The following is a 26015-nucleotide window of genomic DNA, read 5'->3' as shown; positions in this document are numbered from 1 at the left end:
GCCCTACCATGCCGCAGGTCCGAGCGCCACAGGCGCATGGCGCCAAGGAGCGAGGGGGTCTTGCTCCCGACACGAAGCTGTCATCCCATGGGCGCAACGACTCAGGAGATTTCATGCCATCGACCCCGCCGGCACAGCCGGGCCAGAGCTTCGCCGAAATCGACACCCCGGCCCTGGTGCTGGACCTGGATGCCTTCGAGCGCAATCTCGTCGCGATGGCCGCCTTCAGCGAGGCTCACGGCATTCGCCTGCGGCCGCATGCGAAGACGCACAAGAGCCCCGAGATCGCGCTGCGGCAGATCGCCCATGGCGCCGTCGGGCAGTGCTGCCAGAAGGTCTCTGAGGCCGAAATCCTCGTCGCCGGGGGCGTCGGCGACGTGCTGGTGACCAACGAGATCGCCAGCCCCGCCAAGCTCGACCGCCTTGCCGTCCTCGCCCGCACGGCTCGGATCGGACTCTGCGTCGACCACCCCGATGGCGTGCGCGAGGCGGCCGAAGCGGCGGCGCGGCACGACGTGGTGTTCGACGTCATGGTCGAGATCGATGTCGGCGGCCGCCGCTGCGGCGTGGCGCCGGGCGAGGCGGCCGTGCGCGTCGCGGAGGCGGTGGCGCGCTCGAACACGCTGCGCTTCGCCGGCCTGCAGGCCTATCACGGCTCCGCCCAGCACATGCGCTCGATCGACGAGCGCAGCGAAGCGATCGAGCGCGCCGGCCTCGCCGCCCGCAACACCGCCGAGCGCCTCGCCCAGGCCGGCCTGGAATGCCCGATCATCAGCGGCGCCGGCACCGGCACCTTTGAGCTCGAGACGCAGTCGGGCATCTGGAACGAGCTGCAATGCGGTTCCTACATTTTCATGGACGCCGATTATGCCCGCAACCGCCAGGCCGACGGCTCGCCCTTCCGCAGCTTCGAGCATGCGCTCTTCGTCCTCGCCGGCGTGATGAGCAAGCCGGTACCTGACCGCGCCATCGTCGATGCCGGGCACAAATCCGCCTCGGTGGATTCCGGCATGCCGGTGCCGTTCCAACGCGAGGGCGCGATCTACACCAAGCCGTCCGACGAGCACGGCATCCTGACCGGCGACCCGATCGCCCTGCCGCATCGCGGCGAGCGCGTGCTGCTGGTCCCCGGCCATTGCGACCCGACCGTGAACCTGCACGACTGGTACGTCTGCGTGCGGGGCCTGCACGGCCCGGACGCCCATGTCGAGGCGCTCTGGCCGGTGGCGGCGCGCGGCGCCGTGACCTGACCGCGCGTCGCGCGCGCCTGGCGCGATTCCCGTCGAAAGCGGCGCGCCCTCAGGGCCGCCAGCCGCCTTCGACGGCCGGCGCCGCCTCGGCGGCCTCCTCGCGACGCGCCTCCTCGACCACCGCGAACAGCGCGCGCAAGGCCGCATCGACCCCTTCGCCCGACGCCGACGACAGAATGATCGGCATCCGCTTCGCCGCCCGCTTCAGCCGCGCGACCTGTTCCTTGAGCAGCTCGGGCGAGAGCGCGTCGACCTTCGACAAGGCCACGATCTCGGGCTTCTCGGCCAGCCCTTCGCCATAGGCTTCCAGCTCCTCGCGCACGATCTTGTAGGCCTTGCCGGCATGCTCGCTCGTGCCTTCGACCAGATGCAGCAGAACGCGGCAGCGTTCGATATGGCCGAGGAAGCGGTCGCCGAGACCATGGCCCTCATGCGCGCCCTCGATCAGGCCGGGGATATCGGCCAGCACCATCTCGTGCCCGTCGACACGCACCACGCCGAGGCCGGGATGCAGCGTCGTGAACGGGTAGTCCGCGATCTTCGGCTTCGCCGCCGTCACCGTCGCGAGGAAGGTCGACTTGCCCGCATTCGGCAGGCCGACGAGCCCGGCATCGGCGATCAGCTTCAGCCGGAGCCAGACCCAGCGCTCCTCGCCCGGCAGGCCCGGATTGGCATGGCGCGGCGCCTGGTTGGTCGAGGTCTTGAAATAGGCGTTGCCGAAGCCGCCATTGCCGCCCTTGCACAGCACGAAGCGCTGCCCGGGTTCGGTCAGGTCCGCGATGACGGTCTCGCCATCCTCCTCGACGACCTCGGTCCCCGGCGGCACCCGCAGCACCACGGCCGGCGAGTTGGCGCCGTGGCGGTCCTTGCCCATGCCGTGCTCGCCGGTCTTGGCCTTGAAGTGCTGCTGGTAGCGATAGTCGATCAGCGTGTTCAGCCCCTGCACGCATTCGACGACGATATCGCCGCCGCGCCCGCCATCGCCGCCATTGGGGCCGCCGAACTCGATGAATTTTTCGCGACGGAAGGAGACGCAGCCGGCGCCGCCGTCACCCGCCTTCACATAGATCTTGGCCTGGTCGAGGAATTTCATGGCTTCTCACTAGTGATCGCGGGGCGAGAGGGCAATGCACCGCATCATGCCGCGGCCCGGAAAGCGCTCATGTCCTCGCGCAACGCATCGGCAAAGCGCTGCGCCGCCAGCCCCGGCCGGGGCGCCATGATCAGCCCGACCGACAGCTCGAACAGCGGCGGCAGCCCCTCCGCCGCTCCCAGGCGGCGCAGCGATGGCGGCACGGCGCTTTCGGTGATCGCGCTCACGCAGAAGCCGCCTTCCACCGCCGACAGCACGCCCGTCGTGTGCGAGCAGGAGAAGACGAGCCGGTGTGCCTTGCCGGCGCTGTTCAACGCGGCCAGGATCCGCGGGCGCGCCCGGCAGCCCTCGGAGAACAGCGCGAGCGGCAGGGTCTCCTGCAGTTCGGGCCGATGGCCGCGCGCGGCCACCCAGACCAGCGGCTCCCGCCGCAGCACCTCGCCGAGAGGCCGGTTCGGGTCCTGCGTCACGACGCCGAGATCGAGCTCGCCGGCCCTGAGCGCGGGCTCGATGCGCTTCGAGATGTCGCAGCGAACCTCGAGCTCGACCTTGGGATGCTCCACGGCGAAACGGGCGATCAGCGGCCTGAGATAGGCGTCCATGTAGTCGTCGGGGACCCCGAGGCGCAGCCGCCCCGAGGGCGTCTCGCCGCCGAGATCGGCCAGCGCCTCGCGCTCGACGGCGAGCAGGCGTCGCGCATGGGCGATCAGCCGCTCGCCGGCATCGGTCGGCGTCACGCCGCGCCGCGAGCGTTCCAGCAGCCTGTGACCGAGCTGGTTCTCCAGATCCTGGATCCGCACCGAGATCGCCGACTGGGTGCGGCCGAGCCGCGCGCTGGCGGCGGTGAAGCCGCCGGTCTCCGCGACGGCGACCAGCATTCCCAGCGCGGCGAGATCGAAATGACCGTTCATCATGGCTCTCCGTGGCAGTCGTCGCGTAAAAGCCGGAACCGGTCCGCCGCGCCGGATGGCCATCCGCGCGCGGATTCGGCACGCCGATCAACCATCGATTTTAAGAATGGTTAAATCAGTATAATCCGTTTTTCCGATACCAGAAAGCGCTCTATAGCATGCCGGACGGCAAGCCGGCCGGCATGGGAGGGCGAAGGACGTTCTCCGGGTCAGGCTGCCTGCACAGAAGCGCCACCATGTCCGCCCCTGCCATTCCCGTTCGCGCCGCATCGCCCGCCCTGGCCATGTTCGTGGCCCTGCTCGCCGGCGCGACCTTCATCGGCTTTTCCGGGATCTTCGTGCGCCTCAGCGATGTCGGCCCTGCCGCCGCCGGCTTCTGGCGCATGCTCTTCGCCATGCCGGTTCTGGTCGCCTGGGCCGCCTTCGAGCGGCGCAAGCCTGCGGCCGCCGGCCCGGTCCGCCGCGGCGCCTATGGCGCCATCGCGCTGGCCGGGCTGACCTTCGGCGTCGACGTCGTGCTCTACAATGCCTCGCTCGGCTTCACCACGATCGCCAACGCCTCGTTGCTCGGCAATCTCGCCCCGGTCGGCGTCGTTCTCGGCGGCTGGCTGATCCTCGGCGACAGGCCCTCGCGGCGCATCCTCGGGGCGCTGATGCTGGCGATTACCGGCGCCCTGCTCCTGGTCCTGCCGAAATTCACCGGCAACCCGGCCGCTTCCGGCGACCTGTTCGGCGATACGCTCGCCTTCGGCGCGGCGATGTCCTACGCCGCCTATATCCTCGCCGTCGGCCGGGCGCGGGGCCGCGCCGATGCCGGGCTGGTCAGCCTGGTCTCCAGCCTCGTCTGCGCCGCGTTCTGCCTCGTCGCGGCCCTCACCCTGCGCGAGCAGATCGTTCCGGCAAGCCTGCAGGGCTGGCTCGCAGTCATCGGCCTCGGCCTCGTCTCGCATGCGCTCGGCCAGGGGTTGATCACGCTCTCGCTCGGCAGCTACGGCGCCAGCGCCGCCTCGCTGGTCATGGTCTGGCCGGCGCTGGTCAGCGTGCTCGCGGCCTGGGCGATCTTCGGCGAGCAGCCGACGCCGGTACAGGCCTTCGGCGGCGTCGCCATCCTCGCCGCCGTGCTGCTGGTCCGGCGCGGCTGAGCCCCGCGCCTAGGCCGCAGCCTTGACGCCATAGTGCAGGATCACGGTGCCGTTCGTCAGCGGGCGAGCCGTGATCAGCGCATATTTGCGCTTCTCCGCATTCGGCTTGAACAGGGGCGTGCCCCGGCCGATGGTCACCGGCGCGACCGCGATCATGATCTCGTCGACGAGGCCGGCCGCCAGAAGCGATTCCGTCAGCTCGGCGCTGCCGAAGACATAGATGTCCTTCCCCGGCCGGGCCTTGCGACGCCTGATCTCCCCGACGATATCGCCCGTCACCGTGGTGTTGTTCCAGTCGGAGCCGGTGTGGCTGCGTGATGCCACGAGCTTCGGCAGGGCGTTCATGAAGGTCTTGGTCTCGCCCTCCTCCTGAGTCGAGGTCCAATAGGCCTTCATTCCCTCATAGGTGACGCGACCGAAGACGAGGAGCCCGGCCTTGCGCCCGAACTCGCTGCTGAGATCGGAGAGTTCATCGCCCCAGGCATCGCCGTGGAAGTCGAGATCCCACTTCTCCCCGCCTTCGAAGAACCCTTCCAGCGTGATCAGATTCCAGACGATCACCTTGGCCATCGCATCCCCCTGATAGCTTCGTCAAACCAGTTTCGAATTGCAATCAGTTGCTGTGTAACGAAACCGATCCTATATTGCAACTGGTTTTGGAGGAGAGCATGCGCGAGACCGGCCGTTCGGGCTGCCCGATCAACCTGACATTGGAAATCCTGGGAGATCGCTGGAGCCTGATCGTCCTGCGCGACATCATGTTCGGCAACCGCCGGCATTTCCGCGAGTTGCTGGCGAAGTCCGACGAGGGCATCGCCTCGAACATCCTCGCCGACCGGCTGAAGCGGCTGGTCGAGCGGGGGCTGCTCTCGCGCCGCGACGACGCCACCCACAAGCAGAAGGCGATCTACAGCCTGACCGAGATGGGCATCGCGCTCGTTCCCGTCTTCGCCGCCATGGGCGACTGGGGCCGCCGCTTCCTCCCCGTCACCGAGGATCTGTCGATCCGCGCCGAGCTTCTCGCCGAAGGCGGCCCGGCGCTCTGGGAGCGCTTCATGCAGGAGCTGCGACACCTGCATCTCGATGCGCCGGCGCCGGAGCGATCGGTGCTCGACGAGCTGACGGCGGCCTATCGCGCCGCCGTCGCCCGCAAGCAGCTTGGGGCCGAGGCTTCCGCCTGACGGCTCATTCCGCCGCCAGCCGCGGCGGCGCCTTGCGGCCCATCGCCTCTGCCGTCGCCTCGCCCGGCGTCGCGTGCTCGGGATCGTGGATCGGCTCCCAGGCGCTCTCGTCCTCGGCCTTGCTGAAGAAGCGCCCGAACAGACGGCCCGTCAGATGCTGGAGGTCGTCCATCACCGCGTAGAAGGACGGCACGAAAACGAGCGAGAGCATCGTCGAGACGATCAGTCCGCCGATCACCGCGATCGCCATCGGCGCGCGGAACTCGCCGCCGTCGCCCACGCCATAGGCCGAAGGCATCATGCCCGCGGCCATGGCGATGGTGGTCATCAGGATCGGGCGGGCGCGCTTGCGGCCGGCCTCGAGCAGCGCCGTCATCCGATCCTTGCCGCGGCCGACCTCCTCGACCGCGAAATCGACCAGCATGATCGCGTTCTTGGTGACGATGCCCATCAGCATCAGCAGGCCGATATAGACCGGCATCGAGACGGCATTGTGCGTCGTCAGAAGCGCGATGACCACGCCGCCGAAGGAAAGCGGCAGCGAGAGCAGGATGGTGATCGGCTGGAAGACCGAGCCGAACAGCAGGATCAGCACGGCCAGCACCAGCATCAGACCGGTCGTCATCGCGGTGATGAAGCCGTCGACGACCTCGCCCTGGATCTCGGCGTCGCCGGTCGCGGCGACGCGGACGCCGGCCGGGAGGCCGACCTCCTTGACGATCTCCTGGAACCTGTCCTGCGCGGTGCCGAGCTCGAAGCCACGCCTGAGGTCGGCGCCGATCTGGGCCCGGCGCAGCCGGTCGTAGCGGTCGATCGAGCTCGGGCCCTCGCCGAAGCCGACATTGGCCACCGCCGTCAGCGGAATCGAGACGCCATTCGCGTTCGTCACGCGCAGCGCCGCGATATTGCGCATGTCGGTACGCGCCGCCTCGTCGAGCTGGACGCGGATCGGCACCTGCCGGTCGCCGGCATTGAACTTGGCGAGATTGGCGCCGACATCGCCGATGGTCGCGACGCGCACGGCCTCCGAGATCGCCTCGGGCGTGACGCCGAGCGCGGCGGCCTCCTCCAGCTTCGGCGTGACGCGCAGCTCCGGCCGGCTCAGCGAGCCCGCGGTCGCGACGTTGAGGTAGCCCGGCACCTGACGCATCCGCGCCTCGATGCGCGCCACCGCCTCATCGAGCGCGTCGCCGTCCTTCGACAAAAGCGAGAACGCCATCTCGCGCTCGCCGCGCTCGTTGACGTACCAGGCACGCACATCGGGAACGCTGGCGAGCTTCTGGGCGATGGTGACCTTCAGCTCCTTCTGCCGGATGTCGCGCTCGGCCTTCGGCTTCAGCAGGATGAAGACCGCGGCGCGGCGCACCTCGCGCTGGCCGGTGGGCGACGCCCCGCCGAGGACGAAGACGTCGCGCACCTCCGGAATCGTCTTCAGCGCATCGACCAGCTTGTCGGTGGTGACGCGGGTGTCGTCCAGCGTCGCGCCCGGCGGCAACTCCACCGAGGCGACGACGCGCGAGGTGTCCTCGTCCGGGATGAAGCCGGTCGGCAGCAGCTGCGTCGCCTGGATCGAGCCGAACAGGAAGAGGAAGCCGACGAGCAGCGTCGCATAGGCGGTGTTGAACGGCAGGGTCCGCCAGCCGCCCGAGCCGTCGAAGCGCGGGAAGAACGGGATGCGCCGCTTCTTCAGCGTGCTCCGCAGCAGCCCGACATAGGCGCCCATGATGAAGCCGTCCTTCGGATCGGCATGCTTCACCGGCCGCATCAGATAGGCCGCCATCATCGGCGTGATCAGCCGTGCCACCAGCAGCGAGAACAGCACGGCCACCGCGACGGTGAGGCCGAACTGCCGGAAATACTGCCCGGCGATGCCGCCCATGAAGGAGACCGGCGCGAAGATCGCGACGATGGTCAGCGTGATCGCGATGACCGCGAGCCCGATCTCGTCGGCCGCCTCCATCGCGGCGCGGTAGGGCGACTTGCCCATCTTCATGTGCCGGACGATGTTCTCGATCTCGACGATGGCGTCGTCGACGAGGATGCCGGTCACCAGCGTGATGCCGAGCAGGCTGACGAGGTTCAGCGAGAACCCCATCAGCTCCATCGCCCAGAAGGTCGGGATGGCCGAGAGCGGCAGGGCGATCGCGGTGATCAGGGTGGCGCGCCAGTTGCGCAGGAACAGGAACACGACGATGACGGCGAGCGCCGCGCCTTCCAGCAGCGTCTCCATCGCGGCCTTGTAGTTGCCGTGCGTGTAGGCGACGGCATCGTCGATCGGCGTGATCCTGATGTCGGGGTAGCGCTTGTTGAGCTCGTCGATGCGCTGCTGCACGACCTCCTTGACCGAGAGCTCGCTCGACCCTTTCGAGCGGAAGACCGCAAAGGTGACGACCGGCTTCTTGTCGAGCCGGCCGAAGGCGCGCGGCTCCGAGCTCGAATCCTCGACCCGTCCGAGATCCTTGAGGCGGACCTCGCGTCCGCCGCTGAGGGTGATCTTGGTATCGGCCAGTTCCGCGACGGTCTTCGCCCCGGCGAGCGTGCGGATCGCCTGCTCCTGCCCGCCGACCTCGCCGCGCCCGCCGGCCAGGTCGACATTGGTCGCCCGCACCTGGCGGTTGACCTCGCCGGCGGTGATGCCGAGCGCCAGCAGCCGGTCGGGATCCAGCGAAATCCGGATCTCGCGGTCGACGCCGCCATAGCGCTCGACGCGCCCGACGCCCTTCAACCCCTGCAACTCGCGCGCGACGATATCGTCGACATGCCAGGAGAGCTGCTCCAGGGTCATGCCGGCCGAGGCCGCGCCATAGGTCAGGATCGACTGCCCCTCGACATCGATGCGCTGGATCACCGGCTCGTCGATGGTGCGCGGCAGGTCGGCCCGGATCTTGGCGATGGCGTCCTTGACGTCGTTGACGGCGCGGTCGGTGTTGGTCTCGAGCCGGAACTCGATCAGCGTCAGCGACTGGCCGTCGGTCAGCGTCGAGGTGAGGTGCTTGACGCCGGGGACATTGGCGACCGAATCCTCGACGCGCTTGGTGACCTGGCTTTCCAGCTCCGCCGGCGCGGCGCCGGACTGCGTCACCGTGACCGAGATCAGCGGCACGTCGATGTTGGGGAAGCGCGTCACCGGCAGCTTCGAGAAGGCGAGCAGGCCGAGCACGCAGAGCACGACGAAGAGCAGGATCGCGGGAACCGGCTTCCGGATCGACCAGGCGGAGAAATTGATGCGCATCGCCCGCCCCGTCAGTTCGTCGGGACCGGGGTGATCAGGTCGCCGTCGCGCACGAAGGTGCCGGCCCGCGCCACCACCGTCTCGCCCTGCGCGAGGCCCGTGGCGATTTCGGCACGCCCGCCGCCGGTCAGGCCCAGCGTCACCTTGCGGGTCGCGATCTTGCCGTCCTGCACGGTCTGCACCGTCGCTCCGCTGCGGGTATAGGTGATGGCGGAGAGCGGCAGGGTGACCGCCCGCTTGCGCCCGGTCTCGATGATGCCGCGTGCGAAGGAGCCGATCGCCACGGACGGGTTGCCGTCGAGCGCGACGCGCACGCGGCCCAGACGCGAGGCCTTGTCGACCTCCGGTGCAATCAGCCGGATCGTGCCCCGGAGCGCCTCCTTGGCGCCGGCGGGCGTCACCGCGACCGGCTGCCCGAGTCTCAGGCTCGGAAGGTCGACCTCGGCGACCTGCGCCTCCAGCTCGACGGCGCCGTCGGCGATGATGCGGTAGAGCGGCTCCGAGGTCGGCAGCATGCTCGCCGTCGCGCCCAGCTTGGCGGTGCGGCGGCTGACGATGCCGGCCTTCGGCGCCCTGATCTCGGTCCGCTCGAGCTTGACGGCGATGTCGCGCCCCTGGGCCTTGGCCAGGGCGAGATCCGCCGCGGCGATGGCGAGGGCCTGGCGCGCGGAATTGGCGCGGGCCTGGGCCGAGCGGGCAGCGGCGGCGCGCTGGTCGAAGGTCTCGATCGACGCGTTGCCGCTGTCGCGCAGGGCCTTGGTCCGCTCGAAGGCATTGTTGGCCTGCACCAGATTGGCGTCGGCTTCGGCGATCTGCGCATTGGCCTGGGCGATCGCGGCGTCGGAGCGCGCGATCTGGGCCTCGTTCTGCGCCTTCTGCACATCGAGGGTCGTGCGGTCGAGCCGGGCCAGGACCTGCCCCTGCGCGACCTTGTCGCCCTCCTCCGCCAGAACCGCGACGATCGACAGCCCGTCGACCTGCGGCGAAACCAGCACCTCCTCGCGCGCGATGATCGAGCCGGAGACGAGCACGCTCTGCACGATCTCGGTGGTCTTGGCGTGGGTCACGGTGACCGAAGGACCGTTCGCCGGGGCGCCCGTCGCGGGCTGCGGCTGGGCCAGGGCGGGTGCGGCCAAGGCGGCGGGAACCACGATCGCCGCAAGCAGCGCGCGCAGGGTGCAGGCACGGAGAAGCATCGGCACGGACTCGATTGCAGGGGCGGGACGGCGCGGCGCCGCAGGATCGGAGGTCACGACTGCGTCTCCAGGGATTGCACCGGCGTTGCAGAGAGCGGCAGCACGCGCGCCAGGGCATGCATGCTCCGGAACAGCACGTCCGCTCCTGCCTCGGCATCGAACTGGGGTTCGATCGCACGGCGGCAGAAGAAGCCGTCGGCCATCATCGAGATCGCCATGAGGAAGCTCTGCTCGTCGAGGTCGGGCGGAAGCTCGCCGGTGCGCTTGGCCTCCCCCAGCGCGGCGAGCAAGCCGCCGATCAGGGTTTCCTCGATGCCGGCGCACATCCGGGCCATCTCCTCGTTGCGCGACGCCTCCGCCCAGATCTGCAGTGCGATCACCGCCTTCTCGCGCGGCTGCCGCACCAGATGCTTGCGGCCGATCTCCTCGAGCTGGTCCAGCAAGGGCCCCCGGCTCGGGCACAGCGCCGCGAAATCCGCAGCGATCGTGCTGCGGTCGCGCTCCGCCATCCCGGCGATGATCGCGTCCTTGGAGCTGAAATAGCGATACAGGTTGCCCGGGCTCATGCCCGCCTCCATCGCCACATCCTGCATCGTCGCGGCATGGAAGCCCGCGCGCGCAAAGACGCGCTCGGCCGCGTCGAGGATGCGGATGTGGCGCTCCGAGAGGGCGGTGTCCGGCAGGAAGGCGGTCTGATCGGTCGACATCGGCACCCGGAATGAGAATGAATGTTCATTCTCATGGCAGTCGATTGTGGCGAGGTCAAGGAGGAACTGCGCGCGGAGGTTGCGGCATGCAGGGCGAGGTCGACCGCGGCGCGCCCCCCTCGCCTTGCCGCAGCCTCAAACGGTCCGTTCCTTGCTTCTGCATCCGGGAGCGGGCGGAATGGCCGTTCCGGCACATAAACCACTTGCTTCGTTCCGTCTGGAACTTCATGCTGTCGTGGTCCGCCACGGCTTCACGCGCCCTCTTGACTCGGGCTGCGCGCAAGCGAGCCTGCCGCCGGTGATGAACGAGCACGCCTTTCCCCTCCGCCCGGCCCGCCCTCCCGCCAGCACGCGGCCGGCCTCGCCCGCCCGCAAGCCGGTCCTCATCGTGCTCCATCAGGAGCATTCGACCCCCGGCCGCGTCGGCCGCCTGCTGCAGGCCCGCGGCCACGCCCTCGACATCCGCAAGCCGCGCTTCGGCGACCCGCTGCCGCAGACGATGCGCGACCATGCCGGCGCCGTGATCTTCGGCGGCCCGATGGGCGCCAACGACCCGGACGATTTCGTCAAGGCCGAGATCGACTGGATCGGCACCTGCCTGAAGGAGGATGCGCCTTTCCTCGGCATCTGCCTCGGCGCCCAGATGCTGGCCAAGCAGATGGGCGCGCGCGTCTACACCCACGGCGAGGGCCGGGCCGAGGTCGGCTATTACCCGCTTTCGATCACCGAGGCCGGGCACGCCCATGCGCAGACCGCCGGCTTCGCCTGGCCCGGCACGGTCTATCAATGGCATCGCGACGGCTTCGACTGCCCGACAGGCGCGGAATGCCTCGCCACCGGCGGGGATTTCCCGACCCAGGCGATCCGGGCCGCCTCGCGCGTCTACGGCATCCAGTTCCATCCCGAGGTGACGCCGGCGATGATGTATCGCTGGTCGGTGCGCGGCTATGAGCGGACCTTGATGCCCGGCGCCCAGCTCGGCCACACCCATATCCCCGGCTGGTTCCAGCACGATCCGGCGATCCGGCTCTGGCTCGACGCCTTCCTCGACCATTGGCTGAAGGAGCCGGCCGAAGCCGGAACGACATCGCCTTGACCCGTACAGCCCTTGTTCTCGGCGCCGGCATGGTCGGCGTCTCCTGCGCGCTCGCGCTCCAGCAGCGCGGCATCACTGTGACGCTGATAGACCGCAGGGAGCCCGGACGCGAGACCTCCTACGGCAATGCCGGCGTGCTCGCCTCGTCCTCGATCGTGCCGCTCAACAATCCCTCGCTCTACGCCAGGATCGGGGATTATCTCGGCAATCGCCACCCGGCGCTCAACCTGAGCTGGCGGCGCGCCTTCTCCCGCCCCGGCTGGCTTCTGCGCTTCCTCTGGGAGGCCCGCCCCTCGCAGGCGGCCGCGCGCATCGCAGCACTGCAGGCGCTGACGGCGAGCAGCGTCGAGCGGCACCGCGCCCTGATGGCCGAAGCGGGCGTGTCGCATCGCCTGCGCGAGACCGGCACGTTGAAGCTCTGGCGCAGCGAGGCCGGCCACGCGGCGGCGCGGGCGGAGCACGACTTCCTGAAGCGCCACGGCATCGCCTCGCAGATCCTCGACCGGCAGGGCATCTCGGCCGTCGAGCCGAGCCTGAACCCGATCTTCCCGGCCGGGCTGCTGATCCCCTCGGTCGGATCGGTCGATTCGCCCGGCGCCGTCACCGCGGCCTACGCCGCCCTCTTCGCCGAGCGCGGCGGGCGCATCGAGCAGGCCGAGGTCGCGGGGCTGGCCCGGCAGGGCGCGCGCTGGCAGGCGCGCACGACGCAAGGCACCTTCGAGGCCGACCTCGCCGTGGTCGCGCTCGGCCCCTGGAGCGGAGACCTGCTGAAGCCGCTCGGGCTCGATCCGTGGCTCGATGTCGAGCGCGGCTATCACCGCCATCTGAAGCCGGCGGCCGGCACCGGCCTGTCACGGCCGGTCTACGATGTCGACGCAGCCTACTACATGGCACCGATGGAGCAGGGCGTCCGTATCACCAGCGGCGTCGACCTCTCCTTCCGCGACGCCCCGGACGACCACCGCCAGATCGACGGCGCCACCGCTTCGGCCCGCAAGGCCTTCCCGCTCGGCGAGGTCGTCGGCGAGACCTGGCGCGGCGCGCGGCCGACCTTGCCGGATTCGCTGCCGATGATCGGGGAGGCGCCGCGCAATCCCGGCCTCTGGCTCGCCTTCGGCAACCAGCATATCGGCTTCTCGACCGGCCCGATCACCGGAGAGATCATCGCCGCGATGGTCTGCGGCGAGAAGCCGCTGATCGACCCGAAGCCGTTCCGGCCGGGCCGCTACATCCGCTGACCAAGCGTGTCATCCCGCACGCGCTGCAGCACGCAGTGCTGCTGCGCAGATGCGGAACCGCGCGACGAGAAGGCGCCCCTTCAACAAAAAGGGGCCTTCCTGCATGAGAACGCGCCCTTATCGGAAAACGATCCCGTGTCTGCGCAGCAGTGCTGCACGCTGCAGCGCGCACGGGATGACACGCTGCTGAGCCGAGCGCGAATGCGCGGGCGTGTGTCGGCTGGCATGGCGGTCGAGAACCGGAGCGGAGCGTACATCAGTACGTGAGCACCGGAAGCGCAGGCCGTCGCGTCAGACGGCCGCGCCAGTAGCGTTCGCGCCGGCTCAGACCTGGCGCGCCACCATCATCTTCTTGACCTCGGCGATCGCCTTGGCCGGGTTCAGCCCCTTCGGGCAGGCATTCGCGCAGTTCATGATGGTGTGGCAGCGATAGAGCCGGAAGGGATCTTCCAGATTGTCGAGCCGCTCGCCGGTCGCCTCGTCGCGCGAGTCGATCAGCCAGCGATAGGCCTGCAGCAGCGCCGCCGGGCCGAGATAGCGGTCGCCGTTCCACCAGTAGCTCGGGCAGGAGGTCGAGCAGCAGGCGCAGAGGATGCACTCGTAGAGCCCGTCCAGCTTCTCGCGGTCGTCCTTCGCCTGGCGCCACTCCTTCTCGGGAGCCGGCGTCGTGGTCTGCAGCCAGGGCTCGATCGAGGCGTGCTGGGCATAGAAGCGCGTCAGGTCGGGCACGAGGTCCTTGACGACGGGCATATGCGGCAGCGGGTAGATCGCGACCTTGCCGGCGCTCTTGCCGGTGCCGCCGCACTCGTCGATGCCGGTTGTGCAGGCGAGCCCGTTCTTGCCGTCCATGTTCATGGCGCAGGAACCGCAGATGCCCTCGCGGCAGGAGCGGCGGAAGGTCAGCGTCGGATCGACCTTGTTCTTGATCCAGATCAGCGCGTCCAGAACCATCGGCCCGCAATCGTCGCGGTCGACATAATAGGTGTCGGTGCGCGGATTCGCGGTGTCGTCCGGGCTCCAGCGATAGATCTTGAACTCGGTGACGTTCTTGGCGCCGGCCGGCTTCGGCCAGGCCTTGCCTTCGACGAGGCGGGAGTTCTTCGGGAGATTGAATTCAGCCATCGGAAGAGTCCCTCAGTACACCCGTGCCTTGGGCTTGATGTACTCGATGTCGTTGGACATCGTGTAAGTGTGCACCGGCCGGTCATCGAGCGTGACCGTGCGCTTCTCGTCGTCGATCCAGGCGAGCGTATGCTTCATCCAGTCCTTGTCGTCGCGGTTCGGATAGTCCTCGCGGGCATGCGCGCCGCGGCTTTCCGGACGGTTCAGCGCCGAGTCCATGGTCACGACCGCCTGGGTGATCAGGTTGTCGAATTCCAGGGTCTCGATCAGGTCGGAGTTCCAGATCAGCGAGCGGTCCTTGGTCCCGACATCGGCGATGCCGTTCCAGACCTCATGGATGAGCTTGTGGCCCTCTTCGAGCGTGTCGCCCTCGCGATAGACGGCGCAGTTGTTCTGCATCGTCCGCTGCATCCGGTCGCGCAGCACCGCGGTCGGCGTGCCGCCCGAGGCATTGCGATACTTGTCGAGGCGGCTGAGCGCGAGGTCCGAGGAACCCTTCGGCAGTTCCGGCTGCTTCTCGCCTGCCGTCACCGTGTCGGCGCAGCGCAGGCCGGCCGCGCGGCCGAACACCACGAGGTCGATCAGCGAGTTGGAGCCGAGGCGGTTGGCACCGTGGACGGAAACGCAGGCGGCTTCGCCGATCGCCATCAAGCCCGGCACCACCGTATCCGGATCGCCGCCGACCTTGGTCAGCACCTCGCCATGATAGTTCGTGGGGATGCCGCCCATGTTGTAATGCACGGTCGGCAGCACGGGAATCGGCTCGCGGGTCACGTCGACGCCGGCGAAGATCTTGGCGCTCTCCGAGATGCCCGGCAGGCGCTCGTGCAGGATCTTCGGATCGAGATGGTCGAGATGCAGGTAGATGTGGTCCTTGTCCTTGCCGACGCCGCGGCCGGCCCGGATCTCCATCGTCATCGAGCGCGAGACGACGTCGCGCGAGGCGAGGTCCTTGGCCGAGGGGGCATAGCGCTCCATGAAGCGCTCGCCCTCGGAATTGGTGAGGTAGCCGCCTTCGCCGCGCGCGCCTTCGGTGATCAGGCAGCCCGAGCCGTAGATGCCGGTCGGGTGGAACTGCACGAACTCCATGTCCTGCATCGGCAGGCCGGCGCGCAGCACCATGCCGCCGCCGTCGCCGGTGCAGGTATGGGCCGAGGTCGCCGAGAAATAGGCACGGCCATAGCCGCCGGTCGCCAGGATGGTCTGCTGCGAACGGAAGCGGTGCAGCGTGCCGTCATCGAGCTTGAGCGCGATCACGCCACGGCAATGGCCGTCCTCGTCCATGATCAGGTCGATGGCGAAATACTCGATGAAGAACTCGGTGTTGTAGCGCAGCGCCTGGCCGTAGAGCGTGTGCAGCATGGCATGGCCGGTGCGGTCGGCCGCGGCACAGGTGCGCTGGGCCGGCGGGCCCTCGCCGAATTCGGTGGTCATCCCGCCGAAGGGGCGCTGGTAGATGCGGCCGTCCTCGGTGCGCGAGAAGGGCACGCCCCAGTGCTCGAGCTCGTAGACGGCAGCCGGAGCATTGCGCACGAGATATTCGATGGCGTCCTGGTCGCCGAGCCAGTCCGACCCCTTGACGGTGTCGTACATGTGCCACTGCCAGGTGTCCTTGCCCATGTTGCCCAGCGAGGCGGCGACGCCGCCCTGGGCCGCGACGGTGTGCGAGCGGGTCGGGAACACCTTGGTGATGCAGGCGGTGCGCAGGCCGGCCTGCGAGCAGCCGACGGTGGCGCGAAGGCCGGCACCGCCCGCGCCGACGACGACGACGTCGAAGGTATGGTCGGTGATCGGGTAGGCGGTGCCGGTATAGGCCGGAACCGGGCGGGACTTGGTGATCGCCATCGGATCAACCTCCAAAAGACAGCTTCAGCACCGCGTAGACGCTGGCGGCGCCGACGGCGATGGCGAAGAAGGTGTTGGCCATGACGGCGAGGATCTTCACCCCCTCCTCATGGACGTAGTCCTCGATGATGACCTGCATGCCGATCCGCATATGCACGCAGGCCGACAGGATGAAGAGCAGCATCAGGATCGCGACGCAGGGCTGCGTCAGCAGCGCCATCGCGGCCGGATAGGGCTTGCCGACCAGCGCGACGACCACGAACACGAAGATCACCGTCAGGATGACATTGGCGACGGCGGTGAGGCGCTGCAGCCAGAAATGGCCGGTGCCGGACTTGGCCGAGCCCAGGCCGCGGACGCGGCCGAGCGGGGTGCGCATCGAGGAATTGGATTGCATCGGGTCTCTCCTCAGCGCGTCGCCAGCACGACGATCCAGATCAGGACCGTCAGCGCTGTCGAGATGACGAGGGTGAACTTGGCCATCGCCATGCGCGTCTGCGGCTCGTAGCCCTTGCCCATGTCCCAGACGAAATGCCTGAGCCCTCCGACCATGTGGTGCATCAGCGAGAAGCTGTACAGGAACAGCACCAGCCGCCCGAGGATGGAACCGGCGATCCACTGCGCCGTGTCGAAGGCGGCAGGGCCCGAGGCGGCGGCGACGAGCCAGGCGGCGATCAGCACCGTGCCGAGATAGAGCCCCGTCCCGGTGACGCGATGGGCGACGGACATCGCCATCGTCCAGGACCAGCGATAGATCTGCAGATGCGGCGAAAGCGGGCGAGCCGCGGGCTTGACCTCGGCCAATATCATTCTCCGATCAAGCGGCCCGCTTGAGGATGGCGGACCCATTTGGGATCATTCTAGAGTGGTTGGTTCTCTAACGAAACCGGTCCGGCGCCGCAATGCGGCAGGTGCAGAACGAAGTTACAGATTCTGAAATTCGTCATTTTATTACGAAAAGCTTACCGCGGCAGCAGCGCCCAATAGTCGAAATCGAGGATGACGCCCGGCGCATATTGCTCGCCCTCCTTGAGCGGATGGGCCGTGCAGGGCAAGTTGGCGGTCGCAACGAGCCGGAGCCGGAGCGCGCCGACATCCCCGCGTCCCGGAATCTCGGCGCATGCCAGAACCTCGCTCCAGGCATACACCGTGTCGCCGGCGAAGAGCGGCGCGACATGGCGTCCGCCATTGATCGCCGCGATATGGAAGGCGTTGCCGAGGCCGTTGAAGGAGAGCGCCCGCGCCAGGCTGATGACGTGGCCACCGTAGATCAGCCGTTTGCCGAAGCGGCTGCCCTTGGCGGCGTGGCCGTCGAAATGCACCCGCGCCGTGTTCTGGTAGAGCCGGGTCGCCAGCTGGTGCTCGGCCTCCTCGACGGTCATGCCGTCGACATGGTCGATCGTCTCGCCCACTGCGTAATCGCCCCAGCGAAAGCGCGAGCCCGCCAGCGCATCGTCATAGGCGGCGAGATCGAGCACCGGGCAGCCCTCGCCCAGTTCCTCGGCGAGCACCGCCTTGGCCAGATCGGGCACCTGCTCCGCATGGGCCGGCGTGCCGGGCTGGCGCTTGCGCACCAGCACCCAGCGCGCATAGCTCAGCACGATCCCGCCGTGCTGGTTGCGGCCGATCGAGCGGACATAGACGATGCCGGCATCGCCGGCCGAGGTCTGCTTCAGCCCGATGACCTCCGAGGTCGTCGAGAGCGTGTCGCCGACGAAGACCGGCCTGAGAAAGCGCCCGTCGGCATAGCCGAGATTGGCGACGGCATTCAGCGAGATGTCCGGCACCGTCTTGCCGAAGACGATATGGAAGACGAGCAGGTCGTCGACGGGGGCGGCGGGATAGCCGACGGCACGGGCGAACACATCCGACGACTGCACCGCGAAGCGCGGGCCGTACAGCGCCGTGTAGAGCGCGACGTCGCCCGCCGTCACCGTGCGCGGCGTCGCATGGACGATGGTCTCGCCCAGCCGGAAATCCTCGAAGAACCGGCCGGAACCGGTCTTGGTCGTCGCGCCCGACATGCATCGCCTCCTGATGGCGGGCGATCTTGCACTGCAACCAAAAGCGACGTCCAGCCTCGACGAAAGCAGCAGCCTCGCCGGCGGCCGCCGTGGCGGCTCAGCCCGCGATGGTGGCGAGCTTGGCCAGGTCCACATTCGCCCCGCAGACCAGCACGCCGAGGCGCTCGCCCTCGCTCGGCTTGTAGGCGCCGCTGATCAGCGCGCCGAAGGCCGCCGCCCCGCCAGGCTCGACGGCAAGGCGGAAATCCCGCCAGAGCGAGGCCTGCGCCTGCGTGATCGCCGCATCGGGCACCAGCGCGACATGGTCGACCGCGCCATTGCAGACGTCATAGACGAGCTGGCCGACATTGCGCGCGCCAAGCGAATCGGCGGCGACCGAAGCGACCTTGACCTCGACCGGGCCCTTGGCCTCCAGCGCAGCCTGCAGGGCGCGCGAGCCCTCGGGCTCGACGCCGACGACCTTGACCTTGCTGCCGGCGAACCAGCTCGCGATGCCCGAGATCAGCCCGCCGCCGCCGACCGCGACGAGGACCGTGTCGAGATCGGGCTCCTGCAAATCCCATTCGCGGGCGAGCGTGCCCTGGCCCGCGATCGTCTCCTTGGCCGCGAAAGGATGGATCTTGAGCGCGCCAGTCTCCGCGACGAAGCGGTCGCAGGCCGCCTGCGCGTCGTCATATTGCGCGCCACCGACCACGACATCGGCGCCGAAGCGGCGGATGGCCTCGATCTTCGCAGCCGGCGAGATCTCCGGCACGAAGATCGTCGCCTTCACGCCGCGCTTCATCGCGGCGTAGGCGACGGCGGCACCATGGTTGCCGCCCGAGGCTGCGGAGACGCCGGCGGCCGGCACGGCCAGCGAGAGCAGATTGTTGAAGGCGCCGCGCGTCTTGAACGAGCCGGCATGCTGCAGGCATTCGAGCTTGAGCGAGATGTCGGCGCCGCCGTCGAACGCGCCGGTACCCAGGCGCATCACCGGCGTGACGCGGGCATGCCCGGCGATGCGGGCCGCAGCCTCCTCGATCATCGGACGGGTGACGGGGCGCTCGCTCATGGCTCGATCCTGCGATGGAGGCGTCGGGGACGTGAACGTCCAGATCGCGACGGGAAGCCCGTGGCTATCGCGTCCGGGCGGATCGGGAAAGGGTTTTCCACGCCCGGCCGCAATGTGCCGGGCGACGACCAGCCCCGCCAGCGCGTCGAGCAGGTCGTCCGCTGCGGCGCCGCGGGGAGGTCGGCCCGCGGCGGCCGCGAAGGGGATTCCCGCCTCCTGGAGCAGAGCCCGCCGCTCGGCCATCCCCAGCGGATTGACCACGCCCTTGATCTTCTTGGGATGGTCGAGCGGCACGCCCCTCATCGTCCGGAAGGCGAGTTCGGGGTGAACCTCGAAGACACGATCGCGCAGGCCGGGCTCGGCCCTCAGCAGGACGTCGATCTCGCGGATCTTCGGGAAGAGATGGAAACCCTGCCGGGAAACCTTCCGCGGCGGCTCGGAATGGGCCAGAGCGAGCGCGCAAGCCCGGGCGTAGTCGCCGGCCTCAACCGCCGGGCGCGCGGGAATCGCGAACACCGAGGACTGACGGGCGCCCAGAAGCGGGCGCACGGCCTGTTCCGGCCCACGACCGGAGCCCTTCACACGGTCCGGCAGGCCGATCGGCATGTCTACGGCAACGATGCCGGGCCTTGTTTCATGCGTCAGAATGCTCTGAAAATCGCGGAACACACTGACGATCGGAGATTCGCCGAACTGCATATCGCAAAAGGCTGCGATCCACCCCCCTTTGCAGCCATCGACGCCGGCCAGCCACGCCATTCCTGTTTCCTCCGCCTTTCGCAGCGCTGGCGTCGCATCTGCGTTGCTCTACTGTGCAGCGCAGCACCTGCCGCCTGTGTCAGGAGAGACGATGACCACGATCCGCCCCCGCCGCAGCGCCCTCTACATGCCGGGCTCGAATGCACGGGCGCTCGAAAAAGCCCGCGAGATCGCGGCCGATGTGCTGATCCTCGACCTCGAGGATGCCGTCGCGCCCGAGGCCAAGGCAACCGCCCGCGTACAGGTCTGCGCCGCGGTGCAGGCGGGCGGCTACGGCCGCCGCGAGCTCGTCATCCGCGTCAACGGCTCCGGGACGCCCTGGTTCGCTGAGGACCTCGCCGCCGCCGCCGCGGCGCGACCGTCGGCGATCCTGATCCCGAAGGTGTCCTCGCCCGAAACGCTTCACGATGTCGGCAACCGGCTGGCCGGCCTGCGGGCCGATCCGGCCACCGCAGTCTGGGCGATGATCGAGACCCCGCTCGCCATCCTCGATGTCGAACGCATCGCGCGCACCGCTGGCGAGCCCGCCACGCGCCTCGCCTGCCTGGTGATGGGCACCAACGATCTCGCCAAGGAGACCCGCGCCCGCTTCGTGCCGGGCCGCGCGACCATGCTGCCCTGGCTGACGAGCGCGCTGCTCGCGGCGCGCGCCCATGGCATCGACATCCTCGACGGCGTCTATAACGACATCAGGGACGAGGCCGGATTCCAGGCCGAATGCGAACAAGGCCGCGATCTCGGCTTCGACGGCAAGACCCTGATCCACCCCGCGCAGGTCGGGCCGGCCAACGCGATCTTCGCACCCGACGCGGCGGAACTGGCGCGGGCACGCGCCGTCATCGCCGCCTTCGACCTGCCGGAAAACGCCGGCAAGGGCGCAATTCAGCTCGACGGCCGCATGGTCGAGTTGCTCCATGCCGAGATGGCTCGCCGCACCGTGGCGCTGGCGGACGCGATCGCGGCCTGAAACGAAAGAGGGCCGCGCCAAGCGCGGCCCACCTCGATATCCGGTCCCGAAGTCCGGCTTCAGCCGGTCTTGGCCGCCTTCGCCCGCTCCATCGCCTCGACGATCAGCTTCTTGGCCGTGGCGGCGTCGCCCCAGCCCTTGAGCTTCACCCATTTGCCGGGCTCGAGATCCTTGTAGTGCTCGAAGAAGTGCTGGATCTGGTCGAGCGTGATCTTCGGCAGGTCGGTGTAGTTGTGGACGTTCTCGTAGCGCTTCGTCAGCTTCGGCACCGGCACGGCGATGATCTTCTCGTCGCCGCCGCCCTCGTCCTCCATCAGCATGACGCCGATCGGGCGCACGGCGATATAGGAGCCCGGCACCAGCGGGCGCGTATTTGCGACGAGCACGTCGCAGGGGTCGCCGTCTTCGGAGAGCGTATGCGGGATGAAGCCGTAATTCCCGGGATAGCGCATCGGCGTATAGAGGAAGCGATCGACGAAGAGCGTGCCGGCGTCCTTGTCCATCTCGTACTTGATCGGCTCGCCGCCGATCGCCACCTCGATCAGGACATTGACTTCGTCGGGCGGGTTCTTGCCGATGGAGATGGCGTCGATGCGCATGATGGAGCCTGTCGCTTGGAAATTTTGCCGGGCCTTATGCAAGTTCGTGACGAAAACGCCAAGCCCTTCCGCCGCGCTTGGTCACCAGACGATTTGCTTAGGCGCGCCCGCGCTGCTATCCGGCCCGCCATGAGCAGCCCCGAGACCAGGCCGTGTTGAGCCGCCTGCGCCCCGACGAAGAGCGCTATGCCCGCCGCATGGCCCGCATCGCCCGCTGGGACAGGCCGATCGAAGGCCGCGGCCAGCGCCTGCGCGCCTGGGCCAACATGCTGCTGGTCGACCATGGCATCTTCCGGCTCGCCTATCTCAACGCGCATCGCGTCACGCCGCGGCTCTGGCGCTCGGCCCAGCCGGCACCCGGCCAGATCGCCGCCTTTGCCCGCAAGGGCATCAAGACCATCGTCAACCTGCGCGGTGGCCGCGAGCACGGCTCCTGGCCGCTGCAGAAGGAGGCTTGCGAGCGCCACGGGATCGCACTGGTCGATTTCGTGCTGCGCTCGCGCGGCGCGCCGGACCGCGAGACCATCCTCGGCGCCAAGGCCTTCTTCGCCGGCCTTCGGGAGCCGGCCCTCGTCCATTGCAAGTCCGGCGCCGATCGCGCCGGCTTCTTCTCCGTGCTCTACCTGCTGGTCCACGAGAACCGCCCTCTCGACGAGGCGATCCGCCAGCTCTCGCTGCGCTACGGGCATTTCCGCTTCGCCAAGACCGGCATCCTCGACGCCTTCTTCGAGGCCTATCGCCGCGAGGGCGAAGCCAGGGGCATCGCCTTTCTCGACTGGGTGGCGACCGTCTACGATCCCGAGCGCCTCGAGCGCGAATTCAAGCCGGGGCTGCTCTCATCGCTGATCGCCGACCGGCTGATCCGGCGGGAGTAGCTCAGGGCCTGGCGCCCATCGCGGTGAAATCGCGGCTTGCGGCATTGCCTGCATCGCCGAGATGCAGCCAGATGAACACGACGTGCACCAGCGTCCGCGCCACCGAGACCGTACCGATCGCGACGAGCAGCGCCGGCGTCAGCGCGCCGTACCAGAGCATGACGCCGACCATGGCCAGGAGCGCCAGCGCATTGGTCAGGACCTGCCACAGCGGCTGGCGCGACAGCGTCGCGATCTCCTGCAGGGGTCCGACCAGCGCGATCCCGCAATAGAACAGGCTCATGATCGCGATCACGTCGCCGACACCTTCCCACTTCGAACCGCCGAGAAGGCCGTCGGCCAGGTAGCCGACCAGCCCCGACGCCGCGAACAGCGCGATCGACGCCGCGATCAGCCCGATCGTCAGGGCGCGGACCCAGAAGTGCCGGCGGGCGCCGGCATAGCTGCGCAGGCGGTTCAGCGCGAGCGGCGTGGAGACCGTGCCGAACATCTGCGCCGGCATGTCGAGCAGCCGCATCGCCAGCGCGACATGCGCCGCCAGCAGCGCATTGGAGGCATAGGGCAGGGCGAGGATCGGTGCGATGCTGAAGCCATAGGCCAGCAGGGCCGCAGGCAGCAGGGCCCGCGGCGCGTCCCGCCAGCGATAGGCCGCCGCAACCAGGCTTTCCACGCTCCACAGCCGCGGCTGCACCAGCGGCAGCAGGGCCGCATGGCGCCGGCGCAGGAGATAGGCGGCCGCAAGCAGGTGGCCGCAGGCATCCGCCATGAAGAGCGCCAGCGCCTTGGGGCCGAAGATCCCGATCAGCACCAGCATGATCACCGGCTGGACCACGGCCTGAACGATGTTGCTGTTGCCGATCGCGCGGAAATCGCCCTCCGCCGTGGCTTCCGACCAGATCAGCCGCAGCACCGAGCGCCCCGCCAGCGAGACGAGGAAGAAGAAGGCGACCGCGGGAGCGACCCAGCCGGTGAGCGCCAGCGCGAGCAGCACGAGCCCCGTCAAGGCCAGGAAGGCAGCTCCGACGACGCTGGCAAGACGAAAGGCGAGGCCGAGCCGAACCGGATCGTTGCTGCGGAAGAACACCGCCTCGAGCCGCAGCAGCGACGCGGTCGAGACGAAGTTCACCGCCGCGGAGAACACCGCGAAGGCCGCGAAGACCGCGGGCGGGCAGAACCAGGCCGCGACGATCAGCCCCCAGACCGAGATCAGACGCGCCTGGACGAAGCGCAGGCCGAGCAGAACCGCGGAACCGAAGCTGGAGCGCAGGATCGGAGCCCGCTCCGCCACGAACCGGCGGCCGGCCGCCAGCGCCAGCGAGGGGCGGCTCGGCGGAAAGGTCGCCCTTTCCATAACGACATGCGCAGCCATATCGACATCCAGCGTTGGAACATCGGGCAGGCCATCGTCGCGCTCGTCGGGGCCCGCCTCGCGATAGGCTTCATCGGGCATCGTCACGCGGAAACGGCTTTCGGACGGCAACGCTGCGCCGGTATGGTTAACAATTTGTAAACTGCCTTCATTGCCGGGGCGCTCCGGCCCGCCTCGCCTGCGCGGCCGGACGCATGACCCGAGCCGGGCGCAATTCAGACGAAGAGCGTCTTCAGCGCCTCGAACCGCTTTAGCTGATCCGGAAGCAGGGCGCGACTGTCATCTCGCCGCACGAAGATCTTGAACATGACCTCCCCCGACTCATTGAAGAACTGCACCGAGCAGGCCCGGCGGCCCTGGGCGGTGGTCCGGTCGACGAGGTAGATCGCCCGGCAATTCGCCACCTTGATGTGCCCGCCGATGGGGCTGTCGCCATGGATGTTGTAGTAGCCATGGCCGAAGCTGCCGACGGGCAGCGCCCCCTCGCACTCCAGCACGATGTCCGGCGTGTGCATCAGGAAGAGCACGGTGCCCCAGGTGGCCAGCTCCTTCCAGACATCCTCGAAGCGCTCTGGCGCCACGAACAGCCGCTGCTCCGGCGGCAGCAGCTCCAGCGCCGCCTGGGTCGACACGCCCGCTTCGCGCGCCACCGCCTCGATCAGGCCGTCCGGCTTGGCCGCCAGCAGCGCACGCGCCTGTTCGATGGGATCGCGGCCCGCGGCCTCGGATACCGTCATCGCCTCGCCTCTTCACTCGGCCGCTTGGCGCGGCAGATGCGGATTGACCTCGCTCAGCACGGTCTCGAAGCCTTCGAACTCGGGATGGCCGAGATAGAGCGGCTTCGGCCGCGGCTGGCCGGCATTGCGATGCGATTCGCGGAACTGCTCCGACTTCGTCCATGCGACGAAATCGTCCTTCGACGCCCAGCTCGTGTGCGAGGAATAAAGCGTGTGATCCTCCTTCTCCGGCCCCTTCAGCAGATGGAAGGACAGGAAGCCGGGCATCTCGTCGAGCCGGCTCTTGCGTGAGGACCAGACCGTCTCGAAGGCGGCCTCCTCGCCCCTGACGACCTTGAAGCGATTCATCGCGATGAACATCGGGCAATCCTGCACTGATAGAGGCCATCGCTGGCCGAATGACGGTGGGTGAGAGAGCGACTCGCCGCCGCTCGCGGAGGAAACGGCGACAACGGCCGGAGCCGGCTGCCGCCGCCCCCTTGACCGCTTCTAGTAAAACCAAATATCTGCGTCAATAATGGTCGGTCAGATGCTTGTTTTGAATAAATAAAAACTGGCTTCTACTTGACTGAAAAGCTTTCAACCAATTGCGCCGGCGATCGAAAGCGTCGGTGCAGGGTCCGCTCGGGCAGGAAGAGGTGCATCCATGTTCCCAGAACGGCTCTCGAAGCGCGCCCGCTACCGGCTGCGGCCGAGCCGCCGCTCGCTTCTGGGCGCCGGCCTCGCGGTTTTCGCCGGAGCCTCCTTTGGTGGTCCGGCGAACTGGAGCGGGCCGGCTTTCGCCCAGGCCGGAGACCGGATCGTCGTCGCCGGCGGCGTCATCACCGAGGTGCTCTATGCCCTCGGGCTGCAGGAGCGCATCGCCGGCGTCGATTCGACCAGCCAGTTTCCGCCCAAGGCGCTCCAGGACAAGCCGAATATCGGCTACGTTCGGGCGCTCTCGGCCGAAGGCGTGCTCTCGCTGAATCCCTCGCTGATCATGCTGATCGACGGGGCTGGCCCGCCCGACGCCGTCGCGCTGCTGGCCGAATCCGGCGTGGCGATCGCGCGCATCGCCGACGGCATGACGCCCGAAGGCGTCGCCGCCAAGATCGTGGCCATCGGCGCGGCGGTCGGCGCGACCGAACCGGCGGCGCGGCTGGCGGCGCAGACCACCGCCCGTTTCCGGGAGCTGGCCGCGCTGCGCGCCGGGCTCCCGCCGCAGAAGCGCGTGCTGTTCGTGCTTTCGCTGCAGAATGGACGCGCCCTCGTCGGAGGCCGCAACAGCTCGGCCGACGCCATCATCGGCCTCGCCGGCGGCATCAATGTCGCCGGCGCCATCGAAGGCTACAAGCCGATGACCGACGAGGCCATCCTCGCCGCGGCGCCGGACATGGTGCTGATGATGCGTAACAGCAGCGCCCACAACACGACCCCCGACGAACTCTTCGCGCTGCCGGCGTTTTCGCGGACTCCCGCCGCGGCGACGAAGCGGCTCGTGCACATGGATGGGCTCTACCTGCTCGGGTTCGGGCCGAGGACGCCGTTCGCGGCCCGCGATCTGATGGCCGCGATCTATCCGCAGGCCGCGATTCCGGCGCTGCCGGCGAGCGCACCGTGACGCTGGCCGCCCGCATGCCCG

At 68.6% G+C, this 26015-nt stretch carries 24 protein-coding genes; 8 read left to right on the top strand and 16 right to left on the bottom strand.

All coding sequences use genetic code 11. The features are described 5' to 3' along the window. The first annotated feature begins 113 nt into the window (after nucleotides 1-113). A complete protein-coding gene (locus tag BGO20_RS09735) occupies nucleotides 114-1250 on the top strand; it encodes a DSD1 family PLP-dependent enzyme (RefSeq protein WP_291659861.1) in 1137 nt (378 codons plus the stop codon). A 49-nt stretch (nucleotides 1251-1299) separates the two neighbouring features. Here BGO20_RS09735 and obgE read toward each other — a convergent pair whose 3' ends face one another. Further along, the gene (gene obgE / locus BGO20_RS09730; RefSeq protein ID WP_291659863.1) at nucleotides 1300-2343 is read right to left on the bottom strand and encodes a GTPase ObgE; all 1044 of its coding nucleotides are present in this window, start codon (nucleotides 2341-2343) and stop codon (nucleotides 1300-1302) included. Nucleotides 2344-2387: 44 nt separating this feature from the next. Further along, nucleotides 2388-3257, bottom strand: a complete 870-nt coding sequence (locus BGO20_RS09725) for a LysR family transcriptional regulator (RefSeq protein ID WP_291659865.1) — start codon at nucleotides 3255-3257, stop codon at nucleotides 2388-2390. Nucleotides 3258-3490: 233 nt separating this feature from the next. Here BGO20_RS09725 and BGO20_RS09720 point away from each other — a divergent pair, with 233 nt between their 5' ends. After that, nucleotides 3491-4396 carry a DMT family transporter gene (locus BGO20_RS09720; protein ID WP_291659867.1) on the top strand — a complete coding sequence of 302 codons (906 nt, stop codon included), beginning with the start codon at nucleotides 3491-3493 and terminating at the stop codon, nucleotides 4394-4396. Between the two features lie 9 nt (nucleotides 4397-4405). On the opposite strand, the gene BGO20_RS09715 is transcribed toward BGO20_RS09720, so the two are convergent. Beyond that, nucleotides 4406-4966, bottom strand: coding sequence for a dihydrofolate reductase family protein (locus BGO20_RS09715; protein ID WP_291659869.1), 561 nt, complete (start codon nucleotides 4964-4966; stop codon nucleotides 4406-4408). Nucleotides 4967-5064: 98 nt separating this feature from the next. On the opposite strand from BGO20_RS09715, the gene BGO20_RS09710 reads away from it, so the two are divergent. After that, nucleotides 5065-5577, top strand: coding sequence for a winged helix-turn-helix transcriptional regulator (locus BGO20_RS09710; RefSeq protein WP_291659870.1), 513 nt, complete (start codon nucleotides 5065-5067; stop codon nucleotides 5575-5577). Nucleotides 5578-5581: 4 nt separating this feature from the next. On the opposite strand, the gene BGO20_RS09705 is transcribed toward BGO20_RS09710, so the two are convergent. From BGO20_RS09705 to BGO20_RS09695, 3 genes are read right to left on the bottom strand one after another with little or no spacing between them, the layout of a single operon-like run. Continuing rightward, nucleotides 5582-8809: an efflux RND transporter permease subunit gene (locus BGO20_RS09705; RefSeq protein ID WP_291659872.1), complete on the bottom strand. Its 3228-nt coding sequence runs from the start codon at nucleotides 8807-8809 to the stop codon at nucleotides 5582-5584. An 11-nt stretch (nucleotides 8810-8820) separates the two neighbouring features. Beyond that, complete coding sequence (locus BGO20_RS09700) at nucleotides 8821-10062, bottom strand: efflux RND transporter periplasmic adaptor subunit (protein ID WP_291659874.1); 1242 nt, start codon at nucleotides 10060-10062, stop codon at nucleotides 8821-8823. Further along, nucleotides 10059-10712 carry a TetR/AcrR family transcriptional regulator gene (locus BGO20_RS09695; protein ID WP_291659876.1) on the bottom strand — a complete coding sequence of 218 codons (654 nt, stop codon included), beginning with the start codon at nucleotides 10710-10712 and terminating at the stop codon, nucleotides 10059-10061. Before BGO20_RS09695 ends, BGO20_RS09700 begins: the two co-directional genes overlap by 4 nt. A 301-nt stretch (nucleotides 10713-11013) precedes the next feature. On the opposite strand from BGO20_RS09695, the gene BGO20_RS09690 reads away from it, so the two are divergent. Then, the gene (locus BGO20_RS09690) at nucleotides 11014-11808 is read left to right on the top strand and encodes a glutamine amidotransferase (RefSeq protein ID WP_291659877.1); all 795 of its coding nucleotides are present in this window, start codon (nucleotides 11014-11016) and stop codon (nucleotides 11806-11808) included. Next, nucleotides 11805-13046 (top strand): NAD(P)/FAD-dependent oxidoreductase, encoded by a 1242-nt coding sequence (locus BGO20_RS09685; RefSeq protein WP_291659878.1) that lies wholly within the window; start codon nucleotides 11805-11807, stop codon nucleotides 13044-13046. The genes BGO20_RS09690 and BGO20_RS09685 overlap by 4 nt, the downstream gene beginning before the upstream one ends. 324 nt (nucleotides 13047-13370) lie before the next feature. Here BGO20_RS09685 and BGO20_RS09680 read toward each other — a convergent pair whose 3' ends face one another. The 6 genes from BGO20_RS09680 to BGO20_RS23615 all read right to left on the bottom strand — a co-directional run bounded on the left by BGO20_RS09680 (nucleotide 13371) and on the right by BGO20_RS23615 (nucleotide 19847). After that, entirely contained in the window at nucleotides 13371-14168 is a 798-nt protein-coding gene (locus BGO20_RS09680) for a succinate dehydrogenase iron-sulfur subunit (protein ID WP_291659879.1), read from the bottom strand. A 12-nt stretch (nucleotides 14169-14180) separates the two neighbouring features. Then, nucleotides 14181-16013 (bottom strand): succinate dehydrogenase flavoprotein subunit, encoded by a 1833-nt coding sequence (sdhA, locus tag BGO20_RS09675; protein WP_291659880.1) that lies wholly within the window; start codon nucleotides 16011-16013, stop codon nucleotides 14181-14183. 4 nt (nucleotides 16014-16017) lie between these two features. Beyond that, on the bottom strand, nucleotides 16018-16410 hold the full coding sequence (gene sdhD / locus BGO20_RS09670; RefSeq protein ID WP_291659881.1) for a succinate dehydrogenase, hydrophobic membrane anchor protein: 393 nt from the start codon (nucleotides 16408-16410) through the stop codon (nucleotides 16018-16020). A gap of 11 nt (nucleotides 16411-16421) precedes the next feature. Then, complete coding sequence (gene sdhC, locus BGO20_RS09665; protein ID WP_291659883.1) at nucleotides 16422-16823, bottom strand: succinate dehydrogenase, cytochrome b556 subunit; 402 nt, start codon at nucleotides 16821-16823, stop codon at nucleotides 16422-16424. 152 nt (nucleotides 16824-16975) lie between these two features. Further along, the gene (locus tag BGO20_RS09660; RefSeq protein WP_291659885.1) at nucleotides 16976-18037 is read right to left on the bottom strand and encodes a MaoC family dehydratase; all 1062 of its coding nucleotides are present in this window, start codon (nucleotides 18035-18037) and stop codon (nucleotides 16976-16978) included. 97 nt (nucleotides 18038-18134) lie between these two features. After that, the gene (locus BGO20_RS23615) at nucleotides 18135-19847 is read right to left on the bottom strand and encodes a serine/threonine dehydratase (RefSeq protein ID WP_362889482.1); all 1713 of its coding nucleotides are present in this window, start codon (nucleotides 19845-19847) and stop codon (nucleotides 18135-18137) included. 91 nt (nucleotides 19848-19938) lie between these two features. On the opposite strand from BGO20_RS23615, the gene BGO20_RS09645 reads away from it, so the two are divergent. After that, nucleotides 19939-20814 carry an HpcH/HpaI aldolase/citrate lyase family protein gene (locus BGO20_RS09645; protein WP_291659887.1) on the top strand — a complete coding sequence of 292 codons (876 nt, stop codon included), beginning with the start codon at nucleotides 19939-19941 and terminating at the stop codon, nucleotides 20812-20814. Nucleotides 20815-20873: 59 nt separating this feature from the next. On the opposite strand, the gene ppa is transcribed toward BGO20_RS09645, so the two are convergent. Beyond that, nucleotides 20874-21413: an inorganic diphosphatase gene (gene ppa / locus BGO20_RS09640; protein WP_291659889.1), complete on the bottom strand. Its 540-nt coding sequence runs from the start codon at nucleotides 21411-21413 to the stop codon at nucleotides 20874-20876. A 152-nt stretch (nucleotides 21414-21565) separates the two neighbouring features. Here ppa and BGO20_RS09635 point away from each other — a divergent pair, with 152 nt between their 5' ends. Next, nucleotides 21566-22288, top strand: a complete 723-nt coding sequence (locus BGO20_RS09635) for a fused DSP-PTPase phosphatase/NAD kinase-like protein (protein ID WP_291659890.1) — start codon at nucleotides 21566-21568, stop codon at nucleotides 22286-22288. A 1-nt stretch (nucleotide 22289) separates the two neighbouring features. Here BGO20_RS09635 and BGO20_RS09630 read toward each other — a convergent pair whose 3' ends face one another. From BGO20_RS09630 to hmuQ, 3 genes are all read right to left on the bottom strand, one after another. After that, the gene (locus BGO20_RS09630) at nucleotides 22290-23744 is read right to left on the bottom strand and encodes a hypothetical protein (protein WP_291659891.1); all 1455 of its coding nucleotides are present in this window, start codon (nucleotides 23742-23744) and stop codon (nucleotides 22290-22292) included. Between the two features lie 128 nt (nucleotides 23745-23872). After that, a complete protein-coding gene (gene hutX, locus BGO20_RS09625; RefSeq protein ID WP_291659893.1) occupies nucleotides 23873-24394 on the bottom strand; it encodes a heme utilization cystosolic carrier protein HutX in 522 nt (173 codons plus the stop codon). 12 nt (nucleotides 24395-24406) lie between these two features. Then, complete coding sequence (gene hmuQ / locus BGO20_RS09620) at nucleotides 24407-24754, bottom strand: heme-degrading protein HmuQ (protein ID WP_291659895.1); 348 nt, start codon at nucleotides 24752-24754, stop codon at nucleotides 24407-24409. A 286-nt stretch (nucleotides 24755-25040) separates the two neighbouring features. On the opposite strand from hmuQ, the gene BGO20_RS09615 reads away from it, so the two are divergent. Beyond that, nucleotides 25041-25994, top strand: coding sequence for a heme/hemin ABC transporter substrate-binding protein (locus BGO20_RS09615; protein WP_291659897.1), 954 nt, complete (start codon nucleotides 25041-25043; stop codon nucleotides 25992-25994). Nucleotides 25995-26015 lie beyond the last annotated feature (21 nt).

Source organism: Allobosea sp. 67-29, from assembly GCF_001898115.1.
In the GTDB taxonomy this organism is placed as follows: domain Bacteria; phylum Pseudomonadota; class Alphaproteobacteria; order Rhizobiales; family Beijerinckiaceae; genus Allobosea.
Note: the sequence above shows the minus strand (reverse complement) of the source record. Positions and strands in the feature narration are given on the sequence as shown.